General features: G+C 56.2%; 16 protein-coding genes. 12 read left to right on the top strand and 4 right to left on the bottom strand.

The window, feature by feature from the left end; all coding sequences use genetic code 11:
• The first annotated feature begins 93 nt into the window (after positions 1-93).
• From ftsK to V7Q49_RS08515, 9 genes are all read left to right on the top strand, one after another.
• Positions 94-3,972 (top strand): DNA translocase FtsK, encoded by a 3,879-nt coding sequence (ftsK, locus tag V7Q49_RS08555; RefSeq protein WP_333850291.1) that lies wholly within the window; start codon positions 94-96, stop codon positions 3,970-3,972.
• 131 nt (positions 3,973-4,103) lie between these two features.
• Positions 4,104-4,718, top strand: coding sequence for an outer membrane lipoprotein chaperone LolA (gene lolA / locus V7Q49_RS08550; protein WP_333850289.1), 615 nt, complete (start codon positions 4,104-4,106; stop codon positions 4,716-4,718).
• A 9-nt stretch (positions 4,719-4,727) separates the two neighbouring features.
• Positions 4,728-6,071, top strand: a complete 1,344-nt coding sequence (gene rarA / locus V7Q49_RS08545; protein WP_333850287.1) for a replication-associated recombination protein RarA — start codon at positions 4,728-4,730, stop codon at positions 6,069-6,071.
• Positions 6,072-6,290: 219 nt separating this feature from the next.
• A complete protein-coding gene (gene serS / locus V7Q49_RS08540; protein ID WP_333850286.1) occupies positions 6,291-7,583 on the top strand; it encodes a serine--tRNA ligase in 1,293 nt (430 codons plus the stop codon).
• Positions 7,584-7,790: 207 nt separating this feature from the next.
• Complete coding sequence (gene dmsA / locus V7Q49_RS08535; RefSeq protein WP_333850283.1) at positions 7,791-10,235, top strand: dimethylsulfoxide reductase subunit A; 2,445 nt, start codon at positions 7,791-7,793, stop codon at positions 10,233-10,235.
• A gap of 10 nt (positions 10,236-10,245) precedes the next feature.
• A complete protein-coding gene (locus V7Q49_RS08530; RefSeq protein WP_333850281.1) occupies positions 10,246-10,863 on the top strand; it encodes a DMSO/selenate family reductase complex B subunit in 618 nt (205 codons plus the stop codon).
• 1 nt (position 10,864) lies between these two features.
• Entirely contained in the window at positions 10,865-11,728 is an 864-nt protein-coding gene (locus V7Q49_RS08525; RefSeq protein ID WP_333850279.1) for a dimethyl sulfoxide reductase anchor subunit family protein, read from the top strand.
• Positions 11,729-12,002: 274 nt separating this feature from the next.
• On the top strand, positions 12,003-13,151 hold the full coding sequence (locus V7Q49_RS08520) for an MFS transporter (protein ID WP_333850278.1): 1,149 nt from the start codon (positions 12,003-12,005) through the stop codon (positions 13,149-13,151).
• 122 nt (positions 13,152-13,273) lie between these two features.
• Positions 13,274-13,771 (top strand): anti-virulence regulator CigR family protein, encoded by a 498-nt coding sequence (locus V7Q49_RS08515; protein ID WP_333850277.1) that lies wholly within the window; start codon positions 13,274-13,276, stop codon positions 13,769-13,771.
• 34 nt (positions 13,772-13,805) lie between these two features.
• On the opposite strand, the gene pflA is transcribed toward V7Q49_RS08515, so the two are convergent.
• From pflA to ycaO, 4 genes are all read right to left on the bottom strand, one after another.
• A complete protein-coding gene (gene pflA / locus V7Q49_RS08510) occupies positions 13,806-14,546 on the bottom strand; it encodes a pyruvate formate lyase 1-activating protein (RefSeq protein WP_333850276.1) in 741 nt (246 codons plus the stop codon).
• A 203-nt stretch (positions 14,547-14,749) separates the two neighbouring features.
• Positions 14,750-17,032, bottom strand: a complete 2,283-nt coding sequence (gene pflB / locus V7Q49_RS08505; RefSeq protein WP_166182021.1) for a formate C-acetyltransferase — start codon at positions 17,030-17,032, stop codon at positions 14,750-14,752.
• A 51-nt stretch (positions 17,033-17,083) separates the two neighbouring features.
• Positions 17,084-17,941, bottom strand: coding sequence for a formate transporter FocA (gene focA, locus V7Q49_RS08500; protein ID WP_333850275.1), 858 nt, complete (start codon positions 17,939-17,941; stop codon positions 17,084-17,086).
• A 405-nt stretch (positions 17,942-18,346) separates the two neighbouring features.
• Positions 18,347-20,107 (bottom strand): 30S ribosomal protein S12 methylthiotransferase accessory factor YcaO, encoded by a 1,761-nt coding sequence (gene ycaO / locus V7Q49_RS08495; protein WP_333850274.1) that lies wholly within the window; start codon positions 20,105-20,107, stop codon positions 18,347-18,349.
• Between the two features lie 138 nt (positions 20,108-20,245).
• Between ycaO and V7Q49_RS08490 the strand changes: the two genes are divergently transcribed.
• From V7Q49_RS08490 to aroA, 3 genes are all read left to right on the top strand, one after another.
• Positions 20,246-20,938 carry a DUF421 domain-containing protein gene (locus tag V7Q49_RS08490; RefSeq protein ID WP_333850273.1) on the top strand — a complete coding sequence of 231 codons (693 nt, stop codon included), beginning with the start codon at positions 20,246-20,248 and terminating at the stop codon, positions 20,936-20,938.
• Between the two features lie 162 nt (positions 20,939-21,100).
• Positions 21,101-22,189 (top strand): 3-phosphoserine/phosphohydroxythreonine transaminase, encoded by a 1,089-nt coding sequence (serC, locus tag V7Q49_RS08485; protein WP_333850272.1) that lies wholly within the window; start codon positions 21,101-21,103, stop codon positions 22,187-22,189.
• Positions 22,190-22,260: 71 nt separating this feature from the next.
• The gene (gene aroA / locus V7Q49_RS08480) at positions 22,261-23,544 is read left to right on the top strand and encodes a 3-phosphoshikimate 1-carboxyvinyltransferase (RefSeq protein WP_333850271.1); all 1,284 of its coding nucleotides are present in this window, start codon (positions 22,261-22,263) and stop codon (positions 23,542-23,544) included.
• Positions 23,545-23,688 lie beyond the last annotated feature (144 nt).

Here is a 23,688-nt window from a genome sequence, read left to right as displayed (position 1 = left end):
CTGGTAATCCATACAGCAACAGTGTCGGGCCTCCCGGCACTGTTGTCCGTTTAGCACTCAGGCAGGAATTGCCTGATACCTGGAGAGCCTGTTTTGAGCCAGGAATATACCGAAGACAAAGAAGTCAATTTAACCAAGCTCAGCAGTGGGCGCCGACTCCTTGAGGCGTTACTGATCCTTGTTGCTCTTTTTGCCGTCTGGCTGATGGCAGCCTTACTCAGTTTCAATCCCTCCGATCCCAGCTGGTCACAGACCGCATGGCACGAGCCTATCCATAATTTAGGCGGCGTACCGGGCGCCTGGCTGGCGGATACGCTGTTCTTTATCTTTGGCGTGATGGCCTACACTCTGCCCGTCATCATCATTGGTGGCTGTTGGTTTGCCTGGCGCCATCGCCAGAACGATGACTACATCGACTATTTTGCCGTTTCGCTGCGCCTGATTGGCGCGCTGGCGCTGATCCTCACCTCCTGCGGTCTGGCGGCGATTAATGCCGATGACATTTGGTATTTTGCCTCCGGTGGGGTGATTGGCAGCCTGCTGAGTACCGCGCTGCAGCCGATGCTGCACAGCAGCGGTGGCACCATCGCGCTGCTCTGCATCTGGGGCGCAGGGCTGACGCTATTTACCGGCTGGTCCTGGGTCAGCATCGCTGAAAAAATCGGCAGCGTGATCCTCAACGTCCTGACCTTTGCCAGCAACCGCACCCGTCGTGATGACACCTGGGTTGACGAAGAGTATGAAGAGGACGATTACGACGAGGCTGAGCCTGCCGCCGAGCGTCGCGAATCCCGCCGCGCACGCATTATGCGCGGGGCACTGGCGCGCCGTAAGCGCGTGGCCGAGAAGTTTGCAAATCCGTTAGGGCGTAAGACGGATGCGGCCCTGTTCTCCGGGAAACGGATGGACGACGAAGAGGTGGCATACAGTGCCCGTGGCGTGGCCGCCGATCCGGATGATGTGCTGTTCTCCGGCAATCGTGCGCTGGCCTCCGACTTTGATGAGTACGATCCGCTCCTCAACGGCCATTCGGTCGCTGAGCCGCTTGCCGCCGCAGCCGCTGCGACTACCGCTACGCAGGCCTTTGCTGCCCCGGTCGATCCGGTGACGCCGCCAACCCCTTCGATGCCGGATGCCCATCTGCAGCCGCCTGCGGTTGAATGGCATGCGGAACCTGCTGCACCAGCAGCGCCGGTCTATACGCCGGAGCCACAGCCTTATGCCGCCGCGCCGCAGGAGCAGTGGCAGCCACCTTATCAGCCTGAACCGGTGTACGCGCAGCCGCAGTACGAGCAGCCGCAGTATGAACAGCCGCAGTACGAGCAGCCACAGTACGAACAACCTCAGTATGAACAGCCGCAGCAGTATGAACCGCAGCAGGCCGTTTATCATCCTGAGCCAGTGGTAACGCCGCCAGTCGTTGAAGCGCCGCCGGTTGAAGAGGTTAAACCGTCTCGTCCGCCGCTGTACTACTTCGAAGAGGTGGAAGAGAAACGTGCCCGTGAGCGTGAACAGCTCGCGGCCTGGTATCAGCCTGTACCAGAAGCAGTGCAAGAGCCTGCTCCGGTCAAAGCGGCTGAGATCCCGTCTGTACCGGTTCCAGCCGTTGAGCCTGCCTCCGTCGTCGCACCGGTTGCGGCGAGCGTGCAGCAGGCAACCGCCGCGGGTGCCGCTGCGGCGAGTGCTGCCGCACCGTTATTCAGCCTGGCAACCAGCGGCGCACCGCGTCCGCAGGTGAAAGAGGGGATTGGTCCGCAGCTGCCGCGTCCTAACCGCGTGCGCGTTCCTACCCGCCGTGAACTGGCTTCGTATGGCATTAAGCTGCCTTCGCAGCGAATGGCAGAAGAGGAAGCGCGTAAAGCCGGCCGTCAACAGTACGATGACGATCGGTACGAAGACGATGGTGACGACATGCAGCAGGACGAGCTGGCCCGCCAGTTCGCCCAGCAGCAACAGCAGCGTTATGGCGAGGAATATCAGCCTGAGTCGCAGCAGTATCAGACCCAGGATGACGAAGACGATGCCGCTGAAGCGGAGCTGGCTCGCCAGTTTGCCGCCACGCAGCAGCAGCGTTATGCCGGTGAACAGCCGACAGGGGCGAACCCGTTCTCGCTGGCGGATTTTGAATTCTCACCGATGAAAGATCTGGTGGATGATACGCCGAGTGAACCGCTGTTTACGCCGGGCGTGATGCCGGAAGCGGAGCCACCGCGTCAGGCTTATACGCCGCCGCAGCCTGCACAGCCACAGCCGTATGCTCAGCCACAGCAGCCTGTGCAGCCGCAGCAGTACGCTCAGCCACAGCAGCCTGTGCAGCCGCAGCAGTTTGCTCAGCCTCAGCAGCCTGTGCAGCCGCAACAATATGCTCAACCTCAGCAGCCTGTCCAGCCGCAGCCACAGCAGCCACCGGTTCAGCCTCAGTCTCAACAGAGCCTGATCCATCCGCTGCTGATGCGTAACGGTGACAGCCGTCCGCTGCAAAGGCCGACCACGCCGCTGCCGTCATTTGACCTGTTAACACCGCCGCCAACGGAGGTCGAGCCGGTTGATACCTTCGCTCTGGATCAGATGGCGCGCCTGGTTGAATTGCGCCTGGCCGATTTCCGGATTAAAGCCGATGTAGTGAACTATTCGCCTGGCCCGGTGATCACCCGTTTCGAGCTGAATCTGGCCCCGGGGGTGAAAGCCGCGCGTATCTCCAACCTTTCCCGCGACCTGGCGCGTTCCCTCTCCACCGTGGCCGTGCGCGTGGTCGAGGTTATTCCGGGCAAACCTTACGTTGGCCTGGAGCTGCCGAACAAAAAACGTCAGACCGTTTACCTGCGCGAAGTGCTGGATAACGCCAAATTCCGCGATAACCCGTCGCCGCTGAGCGTGGTGCTGGGTAAAGACATCGCGGGTGAACCGGTGATAGCCGATCTGGCCAAAATGCCGCACCTGCTGGTGGCGGGTACCACGGGTTCCGGTAAGTCTGTCGGCGTGAACGCCATGATCCTCAGCATTCTGTATAAAGCGCAGCCGGAAGATGTGCGCTTCATTATGATCGACCCGAAAATGCTGGAGCTGTCAGTATACGAAGGTATTCCGCACCTGCTGACCGAAGTCGTGACCGACATGAAGGATGCCGCCAACGCCCTGCGCTGGAGCGTCAACGAGATGGAGCGCCGCTACAAGCTGATGTCCGCGCTGGGCGTGCGTAACCTCGCCGGTTATAACGAAATCATCGCCGAAGCGGCGAAAATGGGACGTCCGATCCCGGATCCGTACTGGAAACCGGGCGACAGCATGGATGCCGAGCATCCGGTGCTGGAAAAACTGCCGTACATCGTGGTGCTGGTGGACGAGTTCGCTGACCTGATGATGACCGTCGGTAAAAAGGTGGAAGAGCTCATTGCTCGCCTGGCGCAAAAAGCGCGTGCAGCGGGGATCCACCTGGTGCTGGCGACCCAGCGCCCGTCAGTGGATGTGATCACCGGCCTGATTAAAGCCAACATCCCGACCCGTATCGCCTTTACCGTGTCGAGCAAAATTGACTCCCGTACCATTCTGGATCAGGGTGGCGCGGAATCGCTGCTCGGCATGGGGGATATGCTGTATTCAGGCCCGAACTCCACCTCACCGGTACGTGTCCACGGTGCCTTCGTGCGTGACCAGGAAGTGCATGCCGTGGTACAGGACTGGAAGGCGCGCGGTCGTCCACAGTATGTCGATGGCATCACCTCTGACAGCGAAAGCGAAGGCGGCGGCGGTGGCGGCTTTGACGGCGGCGAAGAGCTGGATCCGCTGTTCGATCAGGCAGTTAACTTCGTCACCGAGAAACGCAAAGCCTCTATCTCCGGGGTTCAGCGCCAGTTCCGCATCGGCTACAACCGCGCGGCGCGTATCATCGAGCAGATGGAAGCGCAGGGCATCGTCAGCGAGCAGGGGCATAACGGCAACCGTGAAGTGCTTGCCCCGCCGCCGTTTGAATAATGCCCCCTCGATTGCAAAGATGGGTAAATCAGCAATAATTAAGCATTTTCTTCTGTCGCCTGCCTGCGGGCAGGTCCAGAATAGTTGACAGAAAACCCCCATTTCGGGATGACGCTTTGTAAGGACTACCAATGAAAAAAATTGCAATCACCTGTGCATTACTGACCAGCTTTGTGGCGAGCAGCGTCTGGGCTGATGCCGCCAGCGACCTGAAAAACCGTCTGGACAAAGTGAGCAGCTTCCACGCCAGCTTCACCCAAAAAGTGACTGACGGCAGCGGCAATGCGGTGCAGGAAGGTCAGGGTGACCTGTGGGTGAAACGTCCAAATCTGTTCAACTGGCATATGACGCAGCCGGATGAGAGCATCCTGGTCTCTGACGGGAAAACCCTGTGGTTCTTCAACCCGTTTGTTGAACAGGCCACGGCGACCTGGCTGAAGGATGCCGCCAGCAACACGCCGTTTATGCTGATTGCCCGTAACCAGTCCAGCGACTGGCAGCAGTACAACATTAAACAGAACGGCGATGACTTCGTGCTGACGCCGAAAGGCAACAACGGCAACCTGAAGCAGTTCACCATTAACGTCAGCACTAACGGGACCATCAATCAGTTCGGGGCGGTTGAGCAGGACGATCAGCGCAGCAGCTATCAGCTGAAATCCCAGCAGAACGGGGCGGTTGATGCATCTAAATTCACCTTTACTCCGCCGAAGGGCGTGACGGTGGATGACCAACGTAATAAGTAAGAGGCGTGCGTGAGCAACCTGTCGCTCGATTTTTCAGATAATGCATTTCAACCTCTGGCCGCCCGTATGCGGCCAGAAAATTTAGCGCAGTATATCGGCCAGCAGCATCTGCTGGCTGCGGGCAAACCCTTGCCGCGCGCCATTGAGGCCGGGCATCTGCACTCGATGATCCTCTGGGGGCCGCCAGGCACCGGTAAAACGACGCTGGCAGAAGTGATTGCCCGCTATGCCGATGCCGACGTCGAGCGCATCTCCGCCGTGACCTCCGGGGTGAAAGAGATCCGCGAAGCCATCGAGCGTGCTCGCCAGAACCGTAACGCCGGTCGCCGCACGATCCTGTTTGTCGATGAGGTGCATCGCTTTAACAAAAGCCAGCAGGATGCTTTCCTGCCGCACATTGAAGACGGCACCATTACCTTTATCGGTGCGACGACCGAAAACCCCTCGTTTGAACTCAACTCCGCACTGCTGTCCCGCGCCCGCGTCTATCTGCTGAAATCGTTAACCACCGAAGACATTGAGCAGGTGCTGACTCAGGCGATGGACGATAAGGCTCGCGGCTATGGCGGTCAGGATATCGTGCTGCCTGACGAGACCCGTCGCGCCATTGCCGAGTTGGTTAATGGGGATGCGCGCCGGGCGCTGAATACCCTGGAGATGATGGCCGATATGGCCGAAGCCGACGACAGCGGCAAGCGGGTGCTGCTCCCGGCGCTGCTGACCGAAATCGCCGGCGAGCGCAGCGCGCGCTTCGATAACAAAGGCGACCGTTTTTACGACCTGATCTCGGCGCTGCATAAATCGGTACGCGGCAGCGCACCTGATGCTGCGCTCTACTGGTATGCGCGCATTATCACCGCCGGGGGCGATCCGCTGTACGTGGCCCGCCGCTGTCTGGCGATTGCCTCAGAAGATGTCGGTAACGCCGATCCGCGCGCGATGCAGGTGGCGATCTCCGCCTGGGACTGCTTTACCCGCGTCGGGCCCGCCGAAGGCGAGCGCGCCATTGCCCAGGCGATTGTCTATCTGGCCTGCGCCCCGAAAAGCAATGCGGTCTATACCGCGTTCAAAGCGGCGATGTCTGATGCCCGCGAGCGTCCTGATTACGATGTCCCGGTCCACCTGCGCAACGCCCCAACCAAATTGATGAAAGAGATGGGCTACGGGCAGGAGTATCGCTACGCCCACGACGAGCCCAACGCCTATGCCGCCGGCGAGGAGTATTTCCCGCAGGAAATGGCACAAACGCGCTATTATCGCCCGACAAACAGAGGCCTTGAGGGCAAGATTGGCGAAAAGCTCACCTGGCTTGCCGGACAGGATCAAAATAGCCCTATAAAACGCTACCGTTAGGGCTATCGTTGCGGTAATGTTGGCAATGTATACCCGTTATACTTCAAGTCGCATGTGCGTTGGCTGCGCTCGTTCACCCCAGTCACATAGTTTTCTATGTTCCTGGGGATTCGCTCACTTGCCGCCTTCCTGCAACTCGAATTATTTAGGGTATATTCTTGTGACCGCAGGCTGCGGTCATTTCCTCCTATTTTTTAATTCGATAAGCACAGGATAAGCATGCTCGATCCCAATCTGCTGCGTAACGAGCCAGACGCAGTCGCTGAAAAACTGGCACGCCGGGGCTTTAAACTGGATGTAGATAAGCTGCGCGCTCTTGAAGAGCGTCGTAAAGTTCTGCAGGTACAAACCGAAAACTTGCAGGCAGAGCGTAACTCTCGATCGAAATCCATCGGCCAGGCGAAAGCGCGCGGGGAAGACATTGAGCCATTACGCCTGGAAGTGAACAAACTCGGTGAAGAGCTGGATCAGGCGAAAGCCGATCTCGATGTTCTTCTGGCCGAAATTCGTGATATCGCCCTGGCGATCCCGAATACCCCTGACGACAGCGTTCCTGTCGGTAAAGACGAAAACGACAACGTCGAAGTGAAACGCTGGGGCACCCCACGCGAGTTCGATTTCGAGGTTCGCGATCACGTCACGCTGGGTGAAATGCACGCGGGGCTCGATTTTGCGGCTGCCGTTAAGCTGACCGGTTCCCGTTTCGTGGTGATGAAAGGTCAGATTGCTCATCTGCACCGTGCGCTGGCCCAGTTCATGCTGGATCTGCACACCGAGCAGCACGGCTACAGCGAAACCTACGTCCCGTATCTGGTTAACCACGATACGCTGTACGGTACCGGCCAGCTGCCGAAATTTGCCGGCGATCTGTTCCATACCCGTCCGCTGGATGAAGAAGCAGACAGCAGCAACTACGCGCTGATCCCAACCGCAGAAGTGCCGCTGACTAACCTCGTGCGCGATGAAATCATCGACGAAGACGATCTGCCGATCAAACTGACGGCACACTCTCCGTGCTTCCGTTCTGAAGCGGGATCTTATGGCCGTGATACCCGTGGTCTGATCCGTATGCACCAGTTCGACAAAGTTGAGATGGTGCAGATTGTGCGTCCGGAAACGTCCATGGACGCGCTGGAAGAGATGACCGGTCACGCGGAAAAAGTGCTGGAGCTGCTGGGTCTGCCATACCGCCGCGTGGCGCTGTGTACCGGTGACATGGGCTTTGGTGCCTGCAAAACCTTCGATCTGGAAGTGTGGGTTCCGGCTCAGAACACCTACCGTGAGATCTCCTCCTGCTCCAACGTCGGCGATTTCCAGGCGCGTCGTATGCAGGCACGTTGCCGCAGCAAGTCCGCTAAGCAAACCCGTCTGGTGCACACCCTGAACGGCTCCGGCCTGGCAGTGGGCCGTACCCTGGTGGCGGTGCTGGAAAACTACCAGCAGGCTGACGGACGTATCGAAATTCCTGAAGTTCTGCGCCCTTACATGAAAGGCCAGCAGTACATCGGCTAATTTGCACTATCGTAAAAAAGCGCCTTCGGGCGCTTTTTTTATGCCCCGCTTTTGACATCAGGCAATACCCCCTCCCTCCAAAGGGGTAATACTCCCCTGGCAGTTGGTTAGCATAAACCTCTGTGAACGCAATAACTCCTTATATAAATAACTATATAGCGGTTGCTGCCGCACATGGAACTTTGTGAGCAATCAAAGTGAGAGTCTATGAAAATAAAAACGCCTGATGCCTTACTGGCTGCCGAGGTGAGCCGTCGCGGCCTGATGAAAACCACCGCGATTGGCGGCCTGGCGGTTGCCAGTAGCGCATTGTCTTTGCCTTTTTCACGCCTGGCGTCGGCGGCTGAAGCCGTAGCTGCCGTAAAGCCGGATGAAAAGGTGGTCTGGAGCGCCTGTACGGTGAACTGCGGCAGTCGCTGCCCGTTACGCATGCATGTCATCGACGGCGAGATCAAATACGTCGAGACCGACAATACCGGGGATGATAACTACGAGGGGTTACACCAGGTACGCGCCTGCCTGCGCGGCCGTTCCATGCGCCGTCGCGTCTATAACCCGGATCGCCTGAAATACCCGATGAAGCGGGTGGGCAAACGCGGGGAGAGCAAATTCGAGCGCATCAGCTGGGACGAGGCCTTCGACACCATTGCCAATAATATGCAGCGCCTGATTAAGGATTATGGCAACGAGTCCATCTACCTTAACTACGGCACCGGTACCCTTGGTGGGACCCTGACCCGCTCCTGGCCGCCGGGTAAAACCCTGATTGCACGCCTGATGAACTGCTGCGGGGGCTATCTCAACCATTACGGTGACTACTCAACCGCGCAGATTGCCGCTGGCCTCAACTACACCTACGGCGGCTGGGCCGATGGCAACAGTCCGTCGGATATCGAAAACAGCCAGCTGGTGGTGCTGTTCGGCAACAACCCGGGTGAAACGCGCATGAGCGGCGGCGGGGTGACCTACTACATTGAACAGGCGCGGCAAAAATCGAACGCCAGAATGATCGTCATTGACCCGCGCTACACCGACACCGGGGCAGGGCGTGAGGATGAGTGGATCCCGATCCGCCCGGGAACCGATGCGGCGCTGATCTCTGCCCTGGCCTGGGTGATGATCAACGAGAATCTTGTCGATCAACCGTTCCTCGATAAATATTGCGTCGGCTACGACGAGAAAACGCTCCCGGAAGGCGCACCCGCAAACGGCCACTACAAGGCTTATATTCTCGGCCAGGGCAATGATGGGATCGCTAAGACCCCGGCCTGGGCTGCGGCCATTACCGGTATTCCCGAGGCGCGTATTGTTAAGCTGGCGCGTGAGATCGCCGGGGCAAAACCGGCCTTTATCTCCCAGGGCTGGGGCCCGCAGCGTCATGCCAACGGGGAGCTGGTCTCCCGCGCTATCGCCATGCTGGCGATTTTGACCGGCAACGTGGGGATCAACGGCGGCAACAGCGGGGCGCGCGAAGGCTCGTACTCTCTGCCGTTTGTACGCATGCCGACCCTGGAAAACCCGGTTCAGACCAGCATCTCGATGTTTATGTGGACCGACGCCATCGAGCGCGGCCCCGAGATGACGGCCACCCGCGATGGGGTCCGCGGCAAAGAGAAGCTCGATGTACCGATCAAGATGATCTGGAACTATGCCGGTAACTGTCTGATCAACCAGCACTCACAGATCAACCGCACCCACGATATTCTGCAGGATGACAAAAAATGCGAGCTGATTGTGGTGGTGGATTGCCATATGACCTCCTCGGCAAAGTATGCCGATATCCTGCTGCCGGACTGTACCGCCTCTGAGCAGATGGACTTCGCGCTGGACGCCTCCTGCGGCAACATGTCGTACGTGATCTTTGCTGACCAGGCCATCAAACCGCGTTTTGAGTGCAAGACCATCTATGAGATGACTACCGCGCTGGCGAAACGCATGGGCGTTGAGCAGCAATTCACCGAAGGCCGCACCCAGGAAGGGTGGATGCGCCATCTGTATGAGCAGTCGCGCCAGGCCATCCCTGAACTGCCATCGTTTGATGCGTTCCGTCAGCAGGGCATGTTCAAGCAGCGTGACCCGGAAGGGCATCACGTAGCCTATAAAGCCTTCCGCGCCGATCCGGCCGCGAATCCGCTGACCACCCCGTCAGGCAAAATTGAGATCTACTCCGCGGAGCTGGCGCAGATCGCCGCGACCTGGGAGCTGGAGCAGGGCGATGTCATCGATCCGCTGCCGGTTTATAGCCCGGGCTTTGAGAACTATGACGATCCGCAGAGTAAAGACTTCCCGCTGCAGCTGACCGGCTTCCACTACAAAGCGCGGACGCACTCCACCTACGGCAACGTTGACGTGCTGAAGGCGGCCTGCCGTCAGGAGATCTGGATCAACCCGCTGGATGCGCAGCGGCGCGGAATTGCCAACGGCGACCGGGTGCGGATCTTCAACGGGCGTGGCGAAGTGCATATCGAAGCCAAAGTCACGCCGCGCATTCTGCCGGGGGTGGTGGCATTAGGCGAAGGGGCCTGGTACAACCCGGATGCAAACCGTGTCGATCAGGCGGGCTGCATTAACGTGCTGACCACCCAACGCCCGTCGCCGCTGGCGAAAGGCAACCCGTCTCACAGTAACCTGGTTCAGGTTGAAAAGGCGTAAGGAGTAGCCAATGACCACTCAGTATGGATTTTTTATTGATTCCAGCCGCTGCACCGGGTGTAAAACCTGCGAGCTGGCGTGCAAGGATTACAAGGACCTGACCCCGGACGTCAGCTTCCGTCGTATCTACGAGTACGCGGGCGGTGACTGGCAGGAGGACAACGGGGTCTGGCATCAGAACGTGTTTGCCTATTACCTCTCCATCGCCTGCAACCACTGCGAGGATCCGGCCTGCACCAAAGTCTGCCCCAGCGGGGCGATGCACAAGCGCGACGACGGCTTTGTGGTGGTGAATGAAGATGTCTGCATCGGGTGTCGCTACTGCCATATGGCCTGCCCGTACGGTGCTCCGCAGTACAACGCCGCCAAAGGCCATATGACCAAGTGCGACGGCTGTCACGAGCGCGTGGCGGAGGGCCACAAGCCGATCTGCGTCGAATCCTGCCCGCTGCGGGCCCTGGACTTCGGCCCGATTGAGGCGTTGCGTAAGAAACACGGCAAGCTGGCGGCCGTCGCCCCGCTGCCATCGGCGCACTTCACGAAGCCGGGTATTGTCATAAAACCTAACGCCAACAGCCGACCCACGGGTGATACCACCGGCTATCTGGCCAATCCGAAGGAGGTGTGAGATGGGAAGCGGATGGCATGAATGGCCGTTGATGATTTTTACGGTCTTCGGACAGTGTGTGGTCGGCGGTTTTATCGTCCTCGCCCTGGCGTTGTTGAACGGTAATCTGAACCGGGAGCAACAGCAGCGGCTGGTGTTGAGCATGTTTGGCTTGTGGGTGCTGATGGGGATCGGGTTTATCGCCTCCACGCTGCACCTCGGTTCGCCGATGCGCGCGTTCAACTCCCTGAACCGCGTGGGCGCGTCTTCGCTCAGCAACGAGATCGCCAGCGGGGCGATCTTCTTTGCGGTTGGTGGGTTGGGCTGGCTGCTGGCGGTACTGAAAAAACTGCCGGCAGGCTTACGCGCTCTGTGGCTGATAGTGACCATGGTGCTGGGCGTGGTGTTCGTCTGGATGATGGTCCGGGTCTATAACACCATCGACACGGTCCCAACCTGGTACAGCGTCTGGACGCCGATGAGCTTCTTCCTGACGATGTTTATCGGTGGCCCACTGCTGGGCTTCCTGCTCCTGCGGGTGGCGGGCGTCGATGGCTGGGCGATGCGTTTACTGCCCGCCGTGTCGCTGCTGGCGCTGGCGGTCAGTACGGTGGTGGCCCTGATGCAGGGCGCAGAGCTGGCAACGATCCACAGTTCCATTCAGCAGGCTTCGGCCCTGGTGCCAGCTTACGGCTCGCTGATGGCCTGGCGAGTGGCACTGCTGGCAGCGGCGCTGGTGTGCTGGATCGTGCCGCAGCTGAAAGGCTATCAGCCTGCAATCCCGCTTTTGTCGCTGGCATTTTTGCTGGTGCTGGCAGGAGAGATGATCGGACGCGGGGTGTTTTACGGTCTGCATATGACCGTTGGAATGGCCGTCGCCAGTTAACGCTGATTATTGTTATATAAAGCCGGGACTTAGTGCCCGGCTTTTCTTTTTTCAATCATGAAATTTTTCTACTGTCGTTTGGTTTTAATTTTGGCCATAAATAAACAAAAACAAATACATAATTATTATCGATAGCAGACTTTGCATTAGCAGGATGAGTTTTTTCAATCGACAGGGAGCATATCGTGCGCGCGGCCCGATCGGGTGGATTGACTTTGTTTTTGCCAGTGGCATGATGCGCACGAAATCTGAACTTCCTCACGGTTTTTAATCCATGTCGACCTATACCCGGCCAGTGCTCCTGTTGCTCTGTGGCCTGCTTTTGCTGACCCTGGCGATCGCGGTGTTAAACACGCTCGTTCCGCTGTGGCTCGCCCATGAACACTTACCGACCTGGCAAGTGGGTATGGTCAGCTCGTCCTTTTTTACCGGTAATTTGCTGGGTACCCTGATGACGGGAAGCCTGATTAAACGTTTCGGGTTTAACCGCAGCTATTATCTGGCCTCGCTTATTTTTGCCGCCGGCTGTGCCGGGTTAGGGCTGATGGTCGGTTTCTGGAGCTGGATGGTCTGGCGCTTTATTGCGGGCGTCGGCTGCGCCATGATCTGGGTGGTAGTAGAAAGCGCTCTGATGTGCAGCGGTACCTCCCGCAACCGTGGCCGTCTGCTGGCGGCCTATATGATGGTTTATTACGTCGGGACCGTGCTGGGTCAACTGATGGTCAGCAAACTGCCAACCGACCTGATGAGCGTCCTGCCGTGGGTGACCGGCATGGTGCTGGCCGCCATTCTGCCGCTGCTCTTTACGCGCATCGTGAACCAGGGTAGCGAGCATCAGGAAGCAACCCATATCTGGCCGATGCTGAGACTGCGCCATGCGCGTCTCGGGGTGAACGGCTGCATTATCTCCGGCATTGTGCTGGGCTCGCTGTATGGTCTGATGCCGCTCTATCTGAACCATCAGGGGGTCAGCGATTCCGGGATCGGCTTCTGGATGGCGGTGATGGTCAGCGCCGGGATTGTCGGGCAGTGGCCGGTTGGCCGTCTTGCCGACCGCTTTGGGCGCCTGCTGGTGCTGCGCGTTCAGGTCTTTGTGGTGATCATGGGCTGTCTCGCCATGCTGAGTAATGCCGCGATGGCACCGGCGTTGTTTATTCTGGGCGCGGCGGGCTTCACGCTTTATCCGGTGGCGATGGCCTGGGCCTGTGAGAAAGTGGAGCATCATCAGCTGGTGGCCATGAACCAGGCGCTGCTGCTGAGCTATACCATTGGCAGCCTGCTGGGCCCGACCTTTACCGCCATGCTGATGCAGAACTATTCCGACAATCTGCTGTTTATCATGATCGCCAGCGTGTCGTTTATTTACCTGCTTATGCTGCTGCGTAAAGCGGGCGAGCATCCCACGCCGGTGGCCCATGCCTGAGTAAATAAAAGCCTGTCATCGACAGGCTTTTTTGTCTCTGTCACATCTGAGAGTTTTACGCATTGTTTGTTTATTGCGTCAGACGATAATTCAGAGGCGTTTATTACTAAAAGGCAGCGATCATGTCTACTCGTCGTTTTACCACTACCGCGCTGGCAGTAGTATTGTCTTTAACCTTTGCATCTGCACCTGTGATGGCCCATCCGGGCAACGGAAATGGAAATGGCCACGGCAACGGGCAAGGTAATAGCGGCAATCATGGGAACGGGAATGCCGGTAACCAGGGCCATAAACAAGACAACGGTCACCAGAATTCAGGCAAATCAAACAAAAGCGTTAAAGACGATGTCGATGCGCGCGTCAGTTACGATCATGCACGGCATCTGGCGTTGAATTACGGCTTAACGGGTTATAATTCACTGCCGCCGGGTATTGCGAAAAACCTCGCACGCGGTAAACCGCTGCCTCCGGGCATCGCGAAAAAGGCCGTACCGGCGTCGATGCTGGGGCAATTACCTTCTTATCCGGGCTACGAATGGCGGGTGGTCGGAAAGGATCTGGTCTTAATTGCGCTGAGTACGGCGATTGTGACCACCATCATTAATGGTGTCTTTGACTGATAAATAAAACGCCCGGTGAATGCCGGGCGTTTTGTTAATACATGACTTTGTGACCGTACTGCTCCAGAATGCCTTTTACGCGTTCCATGGTCTCTTTCTTCGGCGGTTTAACGCCATCCAGCTTGTACTCTTCTCCCATTGCCACCCATTTGTGTTTGCCCAGCTCGTGATACGGCAGCAACTCAATTTTCTCAACGTTGCCCATATCGCGCGTGAACTCACCCAGACGGTGGGCAGAGTCGTCGTCATCTGACCAGCCCGGCACCACGACATAGCGGATCCAGGTTTTGATGCCTTTGGAGGAGATGTATTTCGCGAACTCCAGGGTGCGATGGTTAGAGACGCCGACCAGATTCTGGTGGATTTCGTCGTTCATCTGCTTGAGATCCAGCATCACCAGGTCAGTCACTTCCAGCAGTTCATCAATGACCGGATCGTAGCGACGAACAAAGCCGTTGGTATCCAGGCAGGTATGAATGCTCTCTTTATGGCAGGCGCGGAACCAGTCGCGGACAAACTCCGCCTGTAGGATGGCTTCCCCACCGGAAGCCGTCACGCCGCCGCCGGAGGCGTTCATAAAGTGGCGGTAGGTCACCACCTCTTTCATTAATTCCTCAACGGTGACTTCTTTGCCACCGTGGGTATCCCATGTATCACGGTTATGGCAGTAGAGGCAGCGCATCAGGCAGCCCTGGAAGAAGGTGATAAAGCGGATGCCCGGGCCATCGACGGTGCCACAGGACTCAAAGGAGTGAATGCGACCAATAGTTGACATTGCGGTGATATCTCCAGATTCGGCCCGTCCAGGGCCTGTGTATGTGCACAACTCAAGCGGCTGTGTCGAGTCTGTTTTGGCTGTTATCCATTTATTATAGATAGCGGGCAAAAGAGACTGTGGTGCGGGAGGTGTTAAAAAGGCCCCACTTGTGTGGAGCCTTTATTGTACGCGTTTTACGGCGCGATTTCAGTCAAATCCACTTACATGGACTGAGTGAAAGTACGGGTAATCACGTCTTTCTGCTGTTCTTTAGTCAGCGAGTTGAAACGTACTGCGTAGCCAGAAACACGGATGGTCAGCTGAGGATATTTCTCAGGGTGTTCCATCGCATCCAGCAGCATTTCACGGTTCATCACGTTCACGTTCAGGTGCTGACCACCTTCGATGGACGCTTCGTGATGGAAGTAACCGTCCATCAGACCCGCGAGGTTGGTTTTACGCACTTCGTCGTCTTTACCCAGCGCATTTGGCACGATAGAGAAGGTGTAAGAGATACCATCTTTCGCGTAAGCAAACGGCAGTTTAGCAACGGAGGTCAGAGAGGCAACAGCACCTTTCTGGTCACGGCCGTGCATTGGGTTAGCACCTGGTCCGAATGGCGCGCCAGCACGACGACCGTCTGGGGTGTTACCGGTTTTCTTACCATAAACCACGTTAGAGGTGATGGTCAGAACAGACTGAGTCGGGATAGCGTTACGGTAAGTAGTCAGTTTCTGAATTTTCTTCATGAAACGTTCTACCAGGTCAACCGCCATGTCATCAACGCGAGCGTCGTTGTTACCGAACTGCGGATATTCGCCGTCGATTTCGAAGTCAACAGCCAGGCCGTCTTCGTCACGAATCGGTTTAACTTTCGCATATTTGATAGCAGACAGGGAGTCAGCCGCAACGGACAGACCTGCGATACCACATGCCATGGTGCGAACAACATCACGGTCGTGCAGCGCCATCAGAGAGGCTTCGTAGCTGTACTTATCATGCATGTAGTGGATGACGTTCAGTGCGGTAACGTACTGTTTAGCCAGCCAGTCCATGAAGTGATCCATGCGGTCCATGACTTCGTCGAAGTTCAGCAGATCGCCTTTGATTGGTTCAGACTTAGGACCAACCTGGATTTTCAGTTTTTCATCAACGCCGCCGTTGATTGCATACAGCATGGTTTTCGCGAGGTTAGCGCGAGCACCGAAGAACTGCATTTGCTTACCAACAACCATTGGGCTTACGCAGCAAGCGATCGCGTAGTCATCGTTGTTGAAGTCAGGACGCATCAGGTCATCGTTCTCGTACTGCAGAGAAGAGGTGTCGATGGACACTTTAGCGGCAAATTTCTTGAAGTTCAGTGGCAGTTTTTCAGACCACAGAATAGTGATGTTCGGCTCCGGAGACGGCCCCATGGTGTACAGGGTGTTCAGGAAGCGGAAGCTGCTTTTGGTCACCAGGGTACGGCCATCTACGCCCATACCCGCGATAGATTCAGTTGCCCAGATTGGGTCACCGGAGAACAGTTCATCATACTCAGGGGTACGCAGGAAGCGAACCATACGCAGTTTCATGACCAGGTGGTCAATCATTTCCTGTGCGTCGAGCTCGGTGATTTTGCCAGCTTTCAGGTCACGTTCGATGTATGCATCCAGGAAGGTGGATACACGACCGAAGGACATTGCCGCGCCGTTCTGAGATTTAACCGCTGCCAGGTAACCGAAATAGGTCCACTGGATAGCTTCCTGAGCGTTAGTCGCAGGACCGGAGATGTCGTAACCGTATTTGGCAGCCATCTCTTTGATCTGACCCAGCGCACGGTGCTGTTCGGAGATCTCTTCACGCAGACGGATAGTTGCTTCCAGGTTTACGCCGTTTTCCATGTCAGACTGCAGGGACAGGAACTGAGCGTATTTGTCTTTCATCAGGAAGTCGATACCGTACAGCGCAACGCGACGGTAGTCACCGATGATACGGCCACGGCCATACGCATCTGGCAGACCGGTCAGGACGCCTGATTTACGGCAGTTCAGGATGTCTTTGGTGTAAACGTCAAACACGCCCTGGTTGTGAGTTTTGCGGTATTCAGTGAAGATTTTCTTCAGCATTGGGTCCAGCTCGCGATCGTACGCTTTGCATGAACCTTCAACCATTTTGATACCACCGAACGGGATAATCGCACGTTTCAGTGGTGCTTCAGTTTGCAGACCAACGATCTTCTCGAGGGATTTATTGATATAACCCGCGTCGTGAGAAGTGATGGTGGACGCAATGGAGGTGTCGAAATCAACAGGCGCGTGAGTGCGGTTTTCCTGCTTAACGCCTTCCATAACGCTGTCCCACAGGGCAGTGGTTGCGTCGGTAGCACCGGCCAGGAAGGATTCGTCACCTTCATATGGAGTGTAGTTTTTCTGGATGAAGTCACGAACGTTGACTTCATTCTGCCAATCACCTTTGGCAAAACCTTCCCATGCTGTGGCTAACTTTTCATTAAGTTCGGACATGTAACACCTACCTTCTTAAGTGGATTTTTTATTTACTGCCTGAGAAAACCATTAACGATGGTTATCGCCACGCAGGTAAATGACCCAGTATGTCAACCCAACCAGCAGACCACCGCCAATAATGTTCCCGATTGTGACTGGGATCAGGTTATCAGTGATGAAGTTCATAACGGTCAGGTGAGAGAAATTTTCCGGGCTGGAACCAACAGCAGTCCAGAACTCCGGGCTGGCAAAGTCACGGATTACGATACCGAAAGGAATCATAAACATGTTTGCAATACTGTGTTCAAAGCCGCTGGCAACGAACATGGCGACAGGCAGAACCATAATCATCGCTTTGTCCATCAGGCTGCGGCCGGAGTAGCTCATCCAGACGGCCAGGCAGACCATCAGGTTGGCGAGAATACCCAGCGCAACGGCTTCAATAAATGTGTGGTGTACTTTGTGGTCGGCGGTTTGCAGGACGTTTAGCCCCCACGCGCCGTTGGCGGTCATATATTCACCCGACAACCACATCAATAGGACAAACAGCAGGCAGCCAATCAGGTTTCCAACGTAAACGTTGAGCCAGTTTTTTGCCAGTTGACCCCAGGTAATCTTACCGCTGGCTTTCGCGACGACGATAAGCACCGTTGAGGTAAAGAGGTCAGCGCCGCAGATAACGCACAGGATCAGACCCAGTGAGAAACAGATGCCGCCGATCAGCTTAGCGATACCGAAAGGCATCCCGGCAGTACCGGTGGTGGCGGTGATGTAGAAAACAAAGGCAATGGAGATGAACACCCCGGCAGTGATGGCCAGGAAGAACGTCGTCATCGGTTGTTTCGTTGCTTTATAGACACCCGCTTCTTCGGCAACTTTTGCCATCGCAGCTGGGAGTAAAAGATCAAAAGGGTTGTCAGCTTTCACACTAACTCTCTCTTTATTAAGTCGGCGACGAGATACTAACAAAGCATTATAGAAGAGAAATTGATGTAGATCATATCTCGCCTGGCTTATAGGCCCGCAAAGTGCGTGGTTTTCCAGCGGATGCGGTGTAAGTTTTTGATTATCCGTATAAAAATAAATTTTAAAAGTTACAAAATGATTTGATTTTTTTCTTCCGACGCTCCCACGGACAGTTAATTATAATGGAGTATTTCATATAAAAAGTAACAATAACCGCTAGAGCGCAATTATTATAGCTACCAATATTTAACTTAATTATTACAATTTAAATTTATAGCCGCACAAATAAAAAACGGGGCAATAAAATTGCCCCGTAATATAACGTAGGTGATTGTATACGCCTACTGTTTGTCATGTTATATGGCGTTATTTAGCCCAGTAAGCACTCTTGGCCTTCTGCAGTTTCTCATAGGCCTTCAGCAGCGACTGGTGAGCAGGGAAGGCTTTCAGATCGCTATCCACCGCCTGCAGGCCGTGGAATGGCGCTTCGCCACTCAGGGCTGCGCTGGCGTTCTCAACCGCTTCGGCGCCGTACATACGGGTAAAGGCGTTAAGATACTGCAGCGGCTCACGATCCTCTTCCTGCGACAGCAACAGCAGCGTCTGCAGGCAGCGGTAGTAGTTCGCGCGCTCTGCGCTGAATATCGAGGCGTTGAACTCGATGGTCCACTCGGTCCAGATCAGCGCCTGCTCCAGGTCGCCGCCCGCCAGCGCCAGCATCGCTTTCAGCTCACCGATGCGCAGGGTGTACCAGCCGTTGTCTTTGCCCGTTGCCAGGCCCAGCAGCTCGCGCACGCGGGTAAAGTCGTCGTGGCCTTCGTCGTCCAGCTGGGTGATGAGGTTCAGGTAGTCCTCTTTCTCCCATGCGCTCTCCGGCAGGGCCAGCAGGGTTTCGCGCAGATGCGCACCCATGCTGTTGTTTGCCAGCCACAGATCTTCCACCGGATAGATATCGGACATGCCCGGCACCAGAATACGACACGCGTACACGCCCAGGTGCTCGTAATCCGCGATGTACACTTCCTGGTCTTCGGCAGTGAAGATCGCCATCAGGGTAGCGAACTCTTCTTCGGTAGTACCGGCGAAGCTCCAGTCAACGAACGGATAATCTGCGTCCTGCTTGAACATATCCCAGGAGATAGAGCCGCTGGAGTCGATGAAGTGCGTCTCCAGGTTAGCGTGCTCAGCCACTTCTTCGTCATCGAAGGTTGGCGGCGTAAACACGTCGAGATCTTTCAGGCTACGGCCCTGCAGCAGTTCGGTAACGGTACGCTCCAGCGCCACGCCGAAGTCCGGGTGCGCGCCAAAGGAGGCGAAGCAGGTACCGTTCGCCGGGTTGAACAGCACTACGCAGATGACCGGGTATTTACCGCCGAGAGAGCCGTCGTAAGCAAAGATTGGGAAACCTTCTGCTTCCAGTTTGGCAATAGACTCCACCACGCCCGGATAGCGGGCCAGCACGTCAGCCGGGATCTCCGGCAGGCTGATGGATTCCGCGATAATGCGGTTTTTGATGTGACGCTCAAACACCTCGGACAGGCCCTGAACACGCGCTTCGTTGCGGGTGTTACCGGCGGACATGCCGTTGGACACATACAGGTTACCGATAATGTTCATCGGAATATAGACGGTTTGCTCGTCAGACTGACGGGTAAACGGCAGGGCGCAGATACCGCGATCCTCGTTACCTGACTGCAGATCGATCAGCATGCTGGCGGTCAGCTGGTTTTCCAGATCGTAGAACTTGCGCAGGCGATCGTCGAGGATCCCTTCCGGCAGCTCGTCGTCTTCGGTCAGCGGGAACCATTTTTCATTCGGGTAGTGAACGAACGGGCCATTTGCCACGGTGTCGCCCAGCCAGAAATCCGCAAAGAAATAGTTGGTGGACAGACGCTCAAAATACTCACCCAGCGCAGAAGCCAGCGCCGCTTTTTTGGTGGCGCCTTTACCATTGGTAAAGCACAGCGCGCACTCTTTATCGCGAATATGCACGGACCAGACGTGGGGAACCGGATTGAGCCAGGAGGCCTCTTCGATGTTAAAGCCCAGGTCGGTCAGTTTTTGCTGGAAGCGAGCAATGGAATCTTCCAGGGCGGCGTCTTTGCCGGGGATAAACGTTTGAGTCATGGCGATCACTTATATCGTACGGAAAGCGCGCAATGATACGGGTTTTGCATGACAGGCGCTATCTCCCCGGCGGTTTCGGCGAAAATAAATGACTCGGCTATGCTTGTTAGCAGTAAGGGACTGTTAAGGCATAGAAAAATGAAAGCGTTTGATCTGCAAAGAATGGCATTAGATAAGGTTCCACCGGAGTTTTTATGGGAAGTGGCGCTGCGTAGTCTGTATACCTTTGTACTGGTTTTTGTGTTCCTCAAAATTACCGGCCGACGCGGCGTGCGGCAAATGTCGCTGTTCGAGGTCCTGATTATCCTGACGCTGGGCTCCGCCGCCGGGGACGTCGCCTTTTACGATGACGTCCCCATGCTGCCGGTGCTGGTCACCTTTATTACCCTTGGGCTGCTCTATCGGCTGGTGATGTGGCTGATGTCAAAAAGCGAAAAGCTTGAAGATCTGTTTGAAGGTAAACCGGTTGTGGTGATAGAGGAGGGGCAGTTGGCTTGGGAAAAGATAAACAGCGCCAATATGACCGAATTCGAGTTTTTTATGGAGCTCAGGCTCAACAGCGTTGAACAGCTGGGGCAGGTGCGGCTGGCGATACTTGAGACCAATGGCCAGATCAGCCTCTACTTCTACCCTGACGACGACGTCAGACCGGGTCTGTGCATCCTGCCCGATAAGTGTATCCAGCGGTATATAAAGGTGCCGGACGATGGGGAGTATGCCTGCGTACGTTGCAGCAAGGTTGAAACGATGCATGCCCAGGAGGAGCGGTTATGCTCGCGGTGTAAACATCCGGAATGGACGAAGGTAAGCCGGGCAAAACGCCTCACCTGACAGCGATTTTGTCGGTTTTGTGACGGCCCGCTGGCAGAATGTATTGTGTGACGGCGGGCACATTTTGCGGGTCATAAGCTTTAGACATTGCGGCGCGTGTCACTGAATGATAAAACCGATATCCACAGTTATAACTTATGGCTTTTAGCGTGGTGAGGGGAAATGGCTCAGGTCTTTAATTTTAGTTCAGGTCCGGCAATGTTACCGGCGGACGTGCTCAAACAGGCTCAACAGGAGCTGTGTGACTGGAATGGTCTAGGCACGTCGGTGATGGAAGTTAGCCACCGTGGTAAAGAGTTTATTCAGGTGGCAGAAGAGGCAGAAGCAGATTTTCGTTTCCTGCTGAATATCCCCTCAAATTACAAAGTATTATTCTGCCACGGCGGCGGGCGCGGTCAGTTTGCGGGCATTCCGTTAAACCTGCTGGGCGACAAAACCACCGCGGACTACGTTGATGCCGGTTACTGGGCAGCCAGCGCAGTAAAAGAAGCGCACAAATACTGCTCTCCGAACGTGATTGATGCCAAAGTTACCGTCGACGGTTTACGCGCGGTGAAGCCGATGAGCGAGTGGCAGCTCTCCCGGGATGCGGCCTACCTGCACTACTGCCCGAATGAGACCATCGACGGGATCGCCATCCACGAAGAGCCAAACTTTGGCGAGAACGTGGTTGTCACGGCGGACTTCTCCTCCACCATTCTCTCTGCGCCGCTGGATGTCAGCCGCTATGGCGTGATCTACGCCGGCGCGCAGAAAAACATCGGCCCGGCCGGTCTGACGCTGGTGATCGTGCGCGAAGATCTGCTGGGTAAAGCCCATAAATCCTGTCCGTCGATTCTGGATTACACCGTGCTGAACGATAACGACTCCATGTTCAACACCCCGCCGACCTTTGCCTGGTACCTCTCTGGCCTGGTCTTTAAATGGCTGAGAAACAACGGCGGTGTGGCCCAGATGGATAAGATCAACCAGCAGAAATCTGAGCTGCTGTACAGCGTGATCGACGGCAGCGACTTCTATCGTAATGACGTTGCCAAAGCGAACCGTTCTCGCATGAACGTGCCGTTCCAGCTGGCGGACAGCAATCTCGATAAGCTGTTCCTGGAAGAGTCCTTCGCCGCAGGTCTGCATGCGCTGAAAGGCCATCGTGTAGTCGGCGGGATGCGTGCGTCTATCTATAACGCCATGCCGCTCGAAGGCGTGAAGGCGTTGACCGACTTCATGACTGACTTCGAACGTCGCCACGGTTAATCACGCCCGTGTTTATTCCCCCGCGGCCTGGCTGCGGGGTTTTTATTATGTTGAATTGAGAGTTAAGTTTCATGGAATCCCTGACGTTACAACCTATCGCGCGGGTAGATGGCACCATTAATCTGCCTGGTTCAAAAAGTGTATCGAACCGCGCCTTGCTGCTGGCTGCGCTGGCACACGGCACTACTGTTCTCACTAACCTGCTGGATAGCGATGACGTTCGCCACATGCTCAATGCGCTGAAAGCGTTGGGAGTCCACTATACCCTGTCCTCCGATCGCACCCGCTGCGAAGTGACGGGCAACGCCGGGGCGCTGCACTCTGCTGAGGCGCTGGAACTGTTTCTCGGCAATGCCGGTACGGCAATGCGTCCGCTGGCGGCGGCCCTGTGCCTGGGCAGCAACGACATCGTGCTGACCGGCGAGCCGCGCATGAAAGAGCGTCCGATTGGCCATCTGGTTGATGCGCTGCGTCAGGGCGGCGCGCAGATTGACTATCTGGAGCAGGAAAACTATCCGCCGCTGCGTCTGCGCGGTGGCTTTACCGGTGGCGAAGTGGCGGTGGACGGCAGCGTCTCCAGCCAGTTCCTGACCGCGCTGCTGATGACCGCACCGCTGGCGCCGCAGGACACCACTATCACCATCAAAGGTGAGCTGGTTTCCAAACCCTATATCGACATCACGCTGCACCTGATGAAGACCTTTGGCGTTGAGGTTGAAAACCACAGCTACCAGCGTTTTGTGGTGCGCGGCGGGCAGCAGTACCAGACGCCGGGTCACTACCTGGTGGAAGGCGATGCCTCATCGGCCTCTTACTTCCTGGCAGCGGGCGCCATTAAAGGCGGCACCGTCAAAGTGACCGGTATTGGCCGCAACAGCGTGCAGGGCGACATTCGTTTTGCCGATGTGCTGGAGAAGATGGGCGCGGTGGTCACCTGGGGCGATGACTACATCTCCTGTACCCGCGGCGAACTGAACGCCATCGATATGGACATGAACCATATTCCCGATGCGGCGATGACCATTGCCACGGCGGCCCTGTTCGCTAAAGGCACGACCACGATGCGAAACATTTACAACTGGCGTGTGAAAGAGACCGATCGCCTGTTCGCGATGGCCACTGAGCTGCGTAAAGTGGGCGCTGAAGTGGAAGAGGGCGAAGATTACATCCGCGTCACGCCACCGGCACAGCTGCTGGCTGCGGAAATTGGCACCTACAACGACCATCGGATGGCGATGTGCTTCTCGCTGGTGGCGCTGTCGGATACCCCGGTCACCATTCTGGATCCGAAATGCACCGCGAAAACCTTCCCGGACTATTTCGACCAGTTGGCGCGTATCAGTACGCTTGCCTGATCCTTTCCTGCCGCACCGCCCGGTGCGGCAGCTTAATTACTTACACTTCATGACGCTGTCATCGCCCATTTCTTCTACACTCAGCTTCAAACATTTCGTAATTTGCACGCAAAGGTAACAGTTGTGCACGTTGACGCGTATAAT

The sequence above is a fragment of the Leclercia sp. genome (assembly GCF_036780805.1).
GTDB lineage: Bacteria > Pseudomonadota > Gammaproteobacteria > Enterobacterales > Enterobacteriaceae > Enterobacter.
This window is presented reverse-complemented; position numbering and strand designations above follow the sequence as displayed.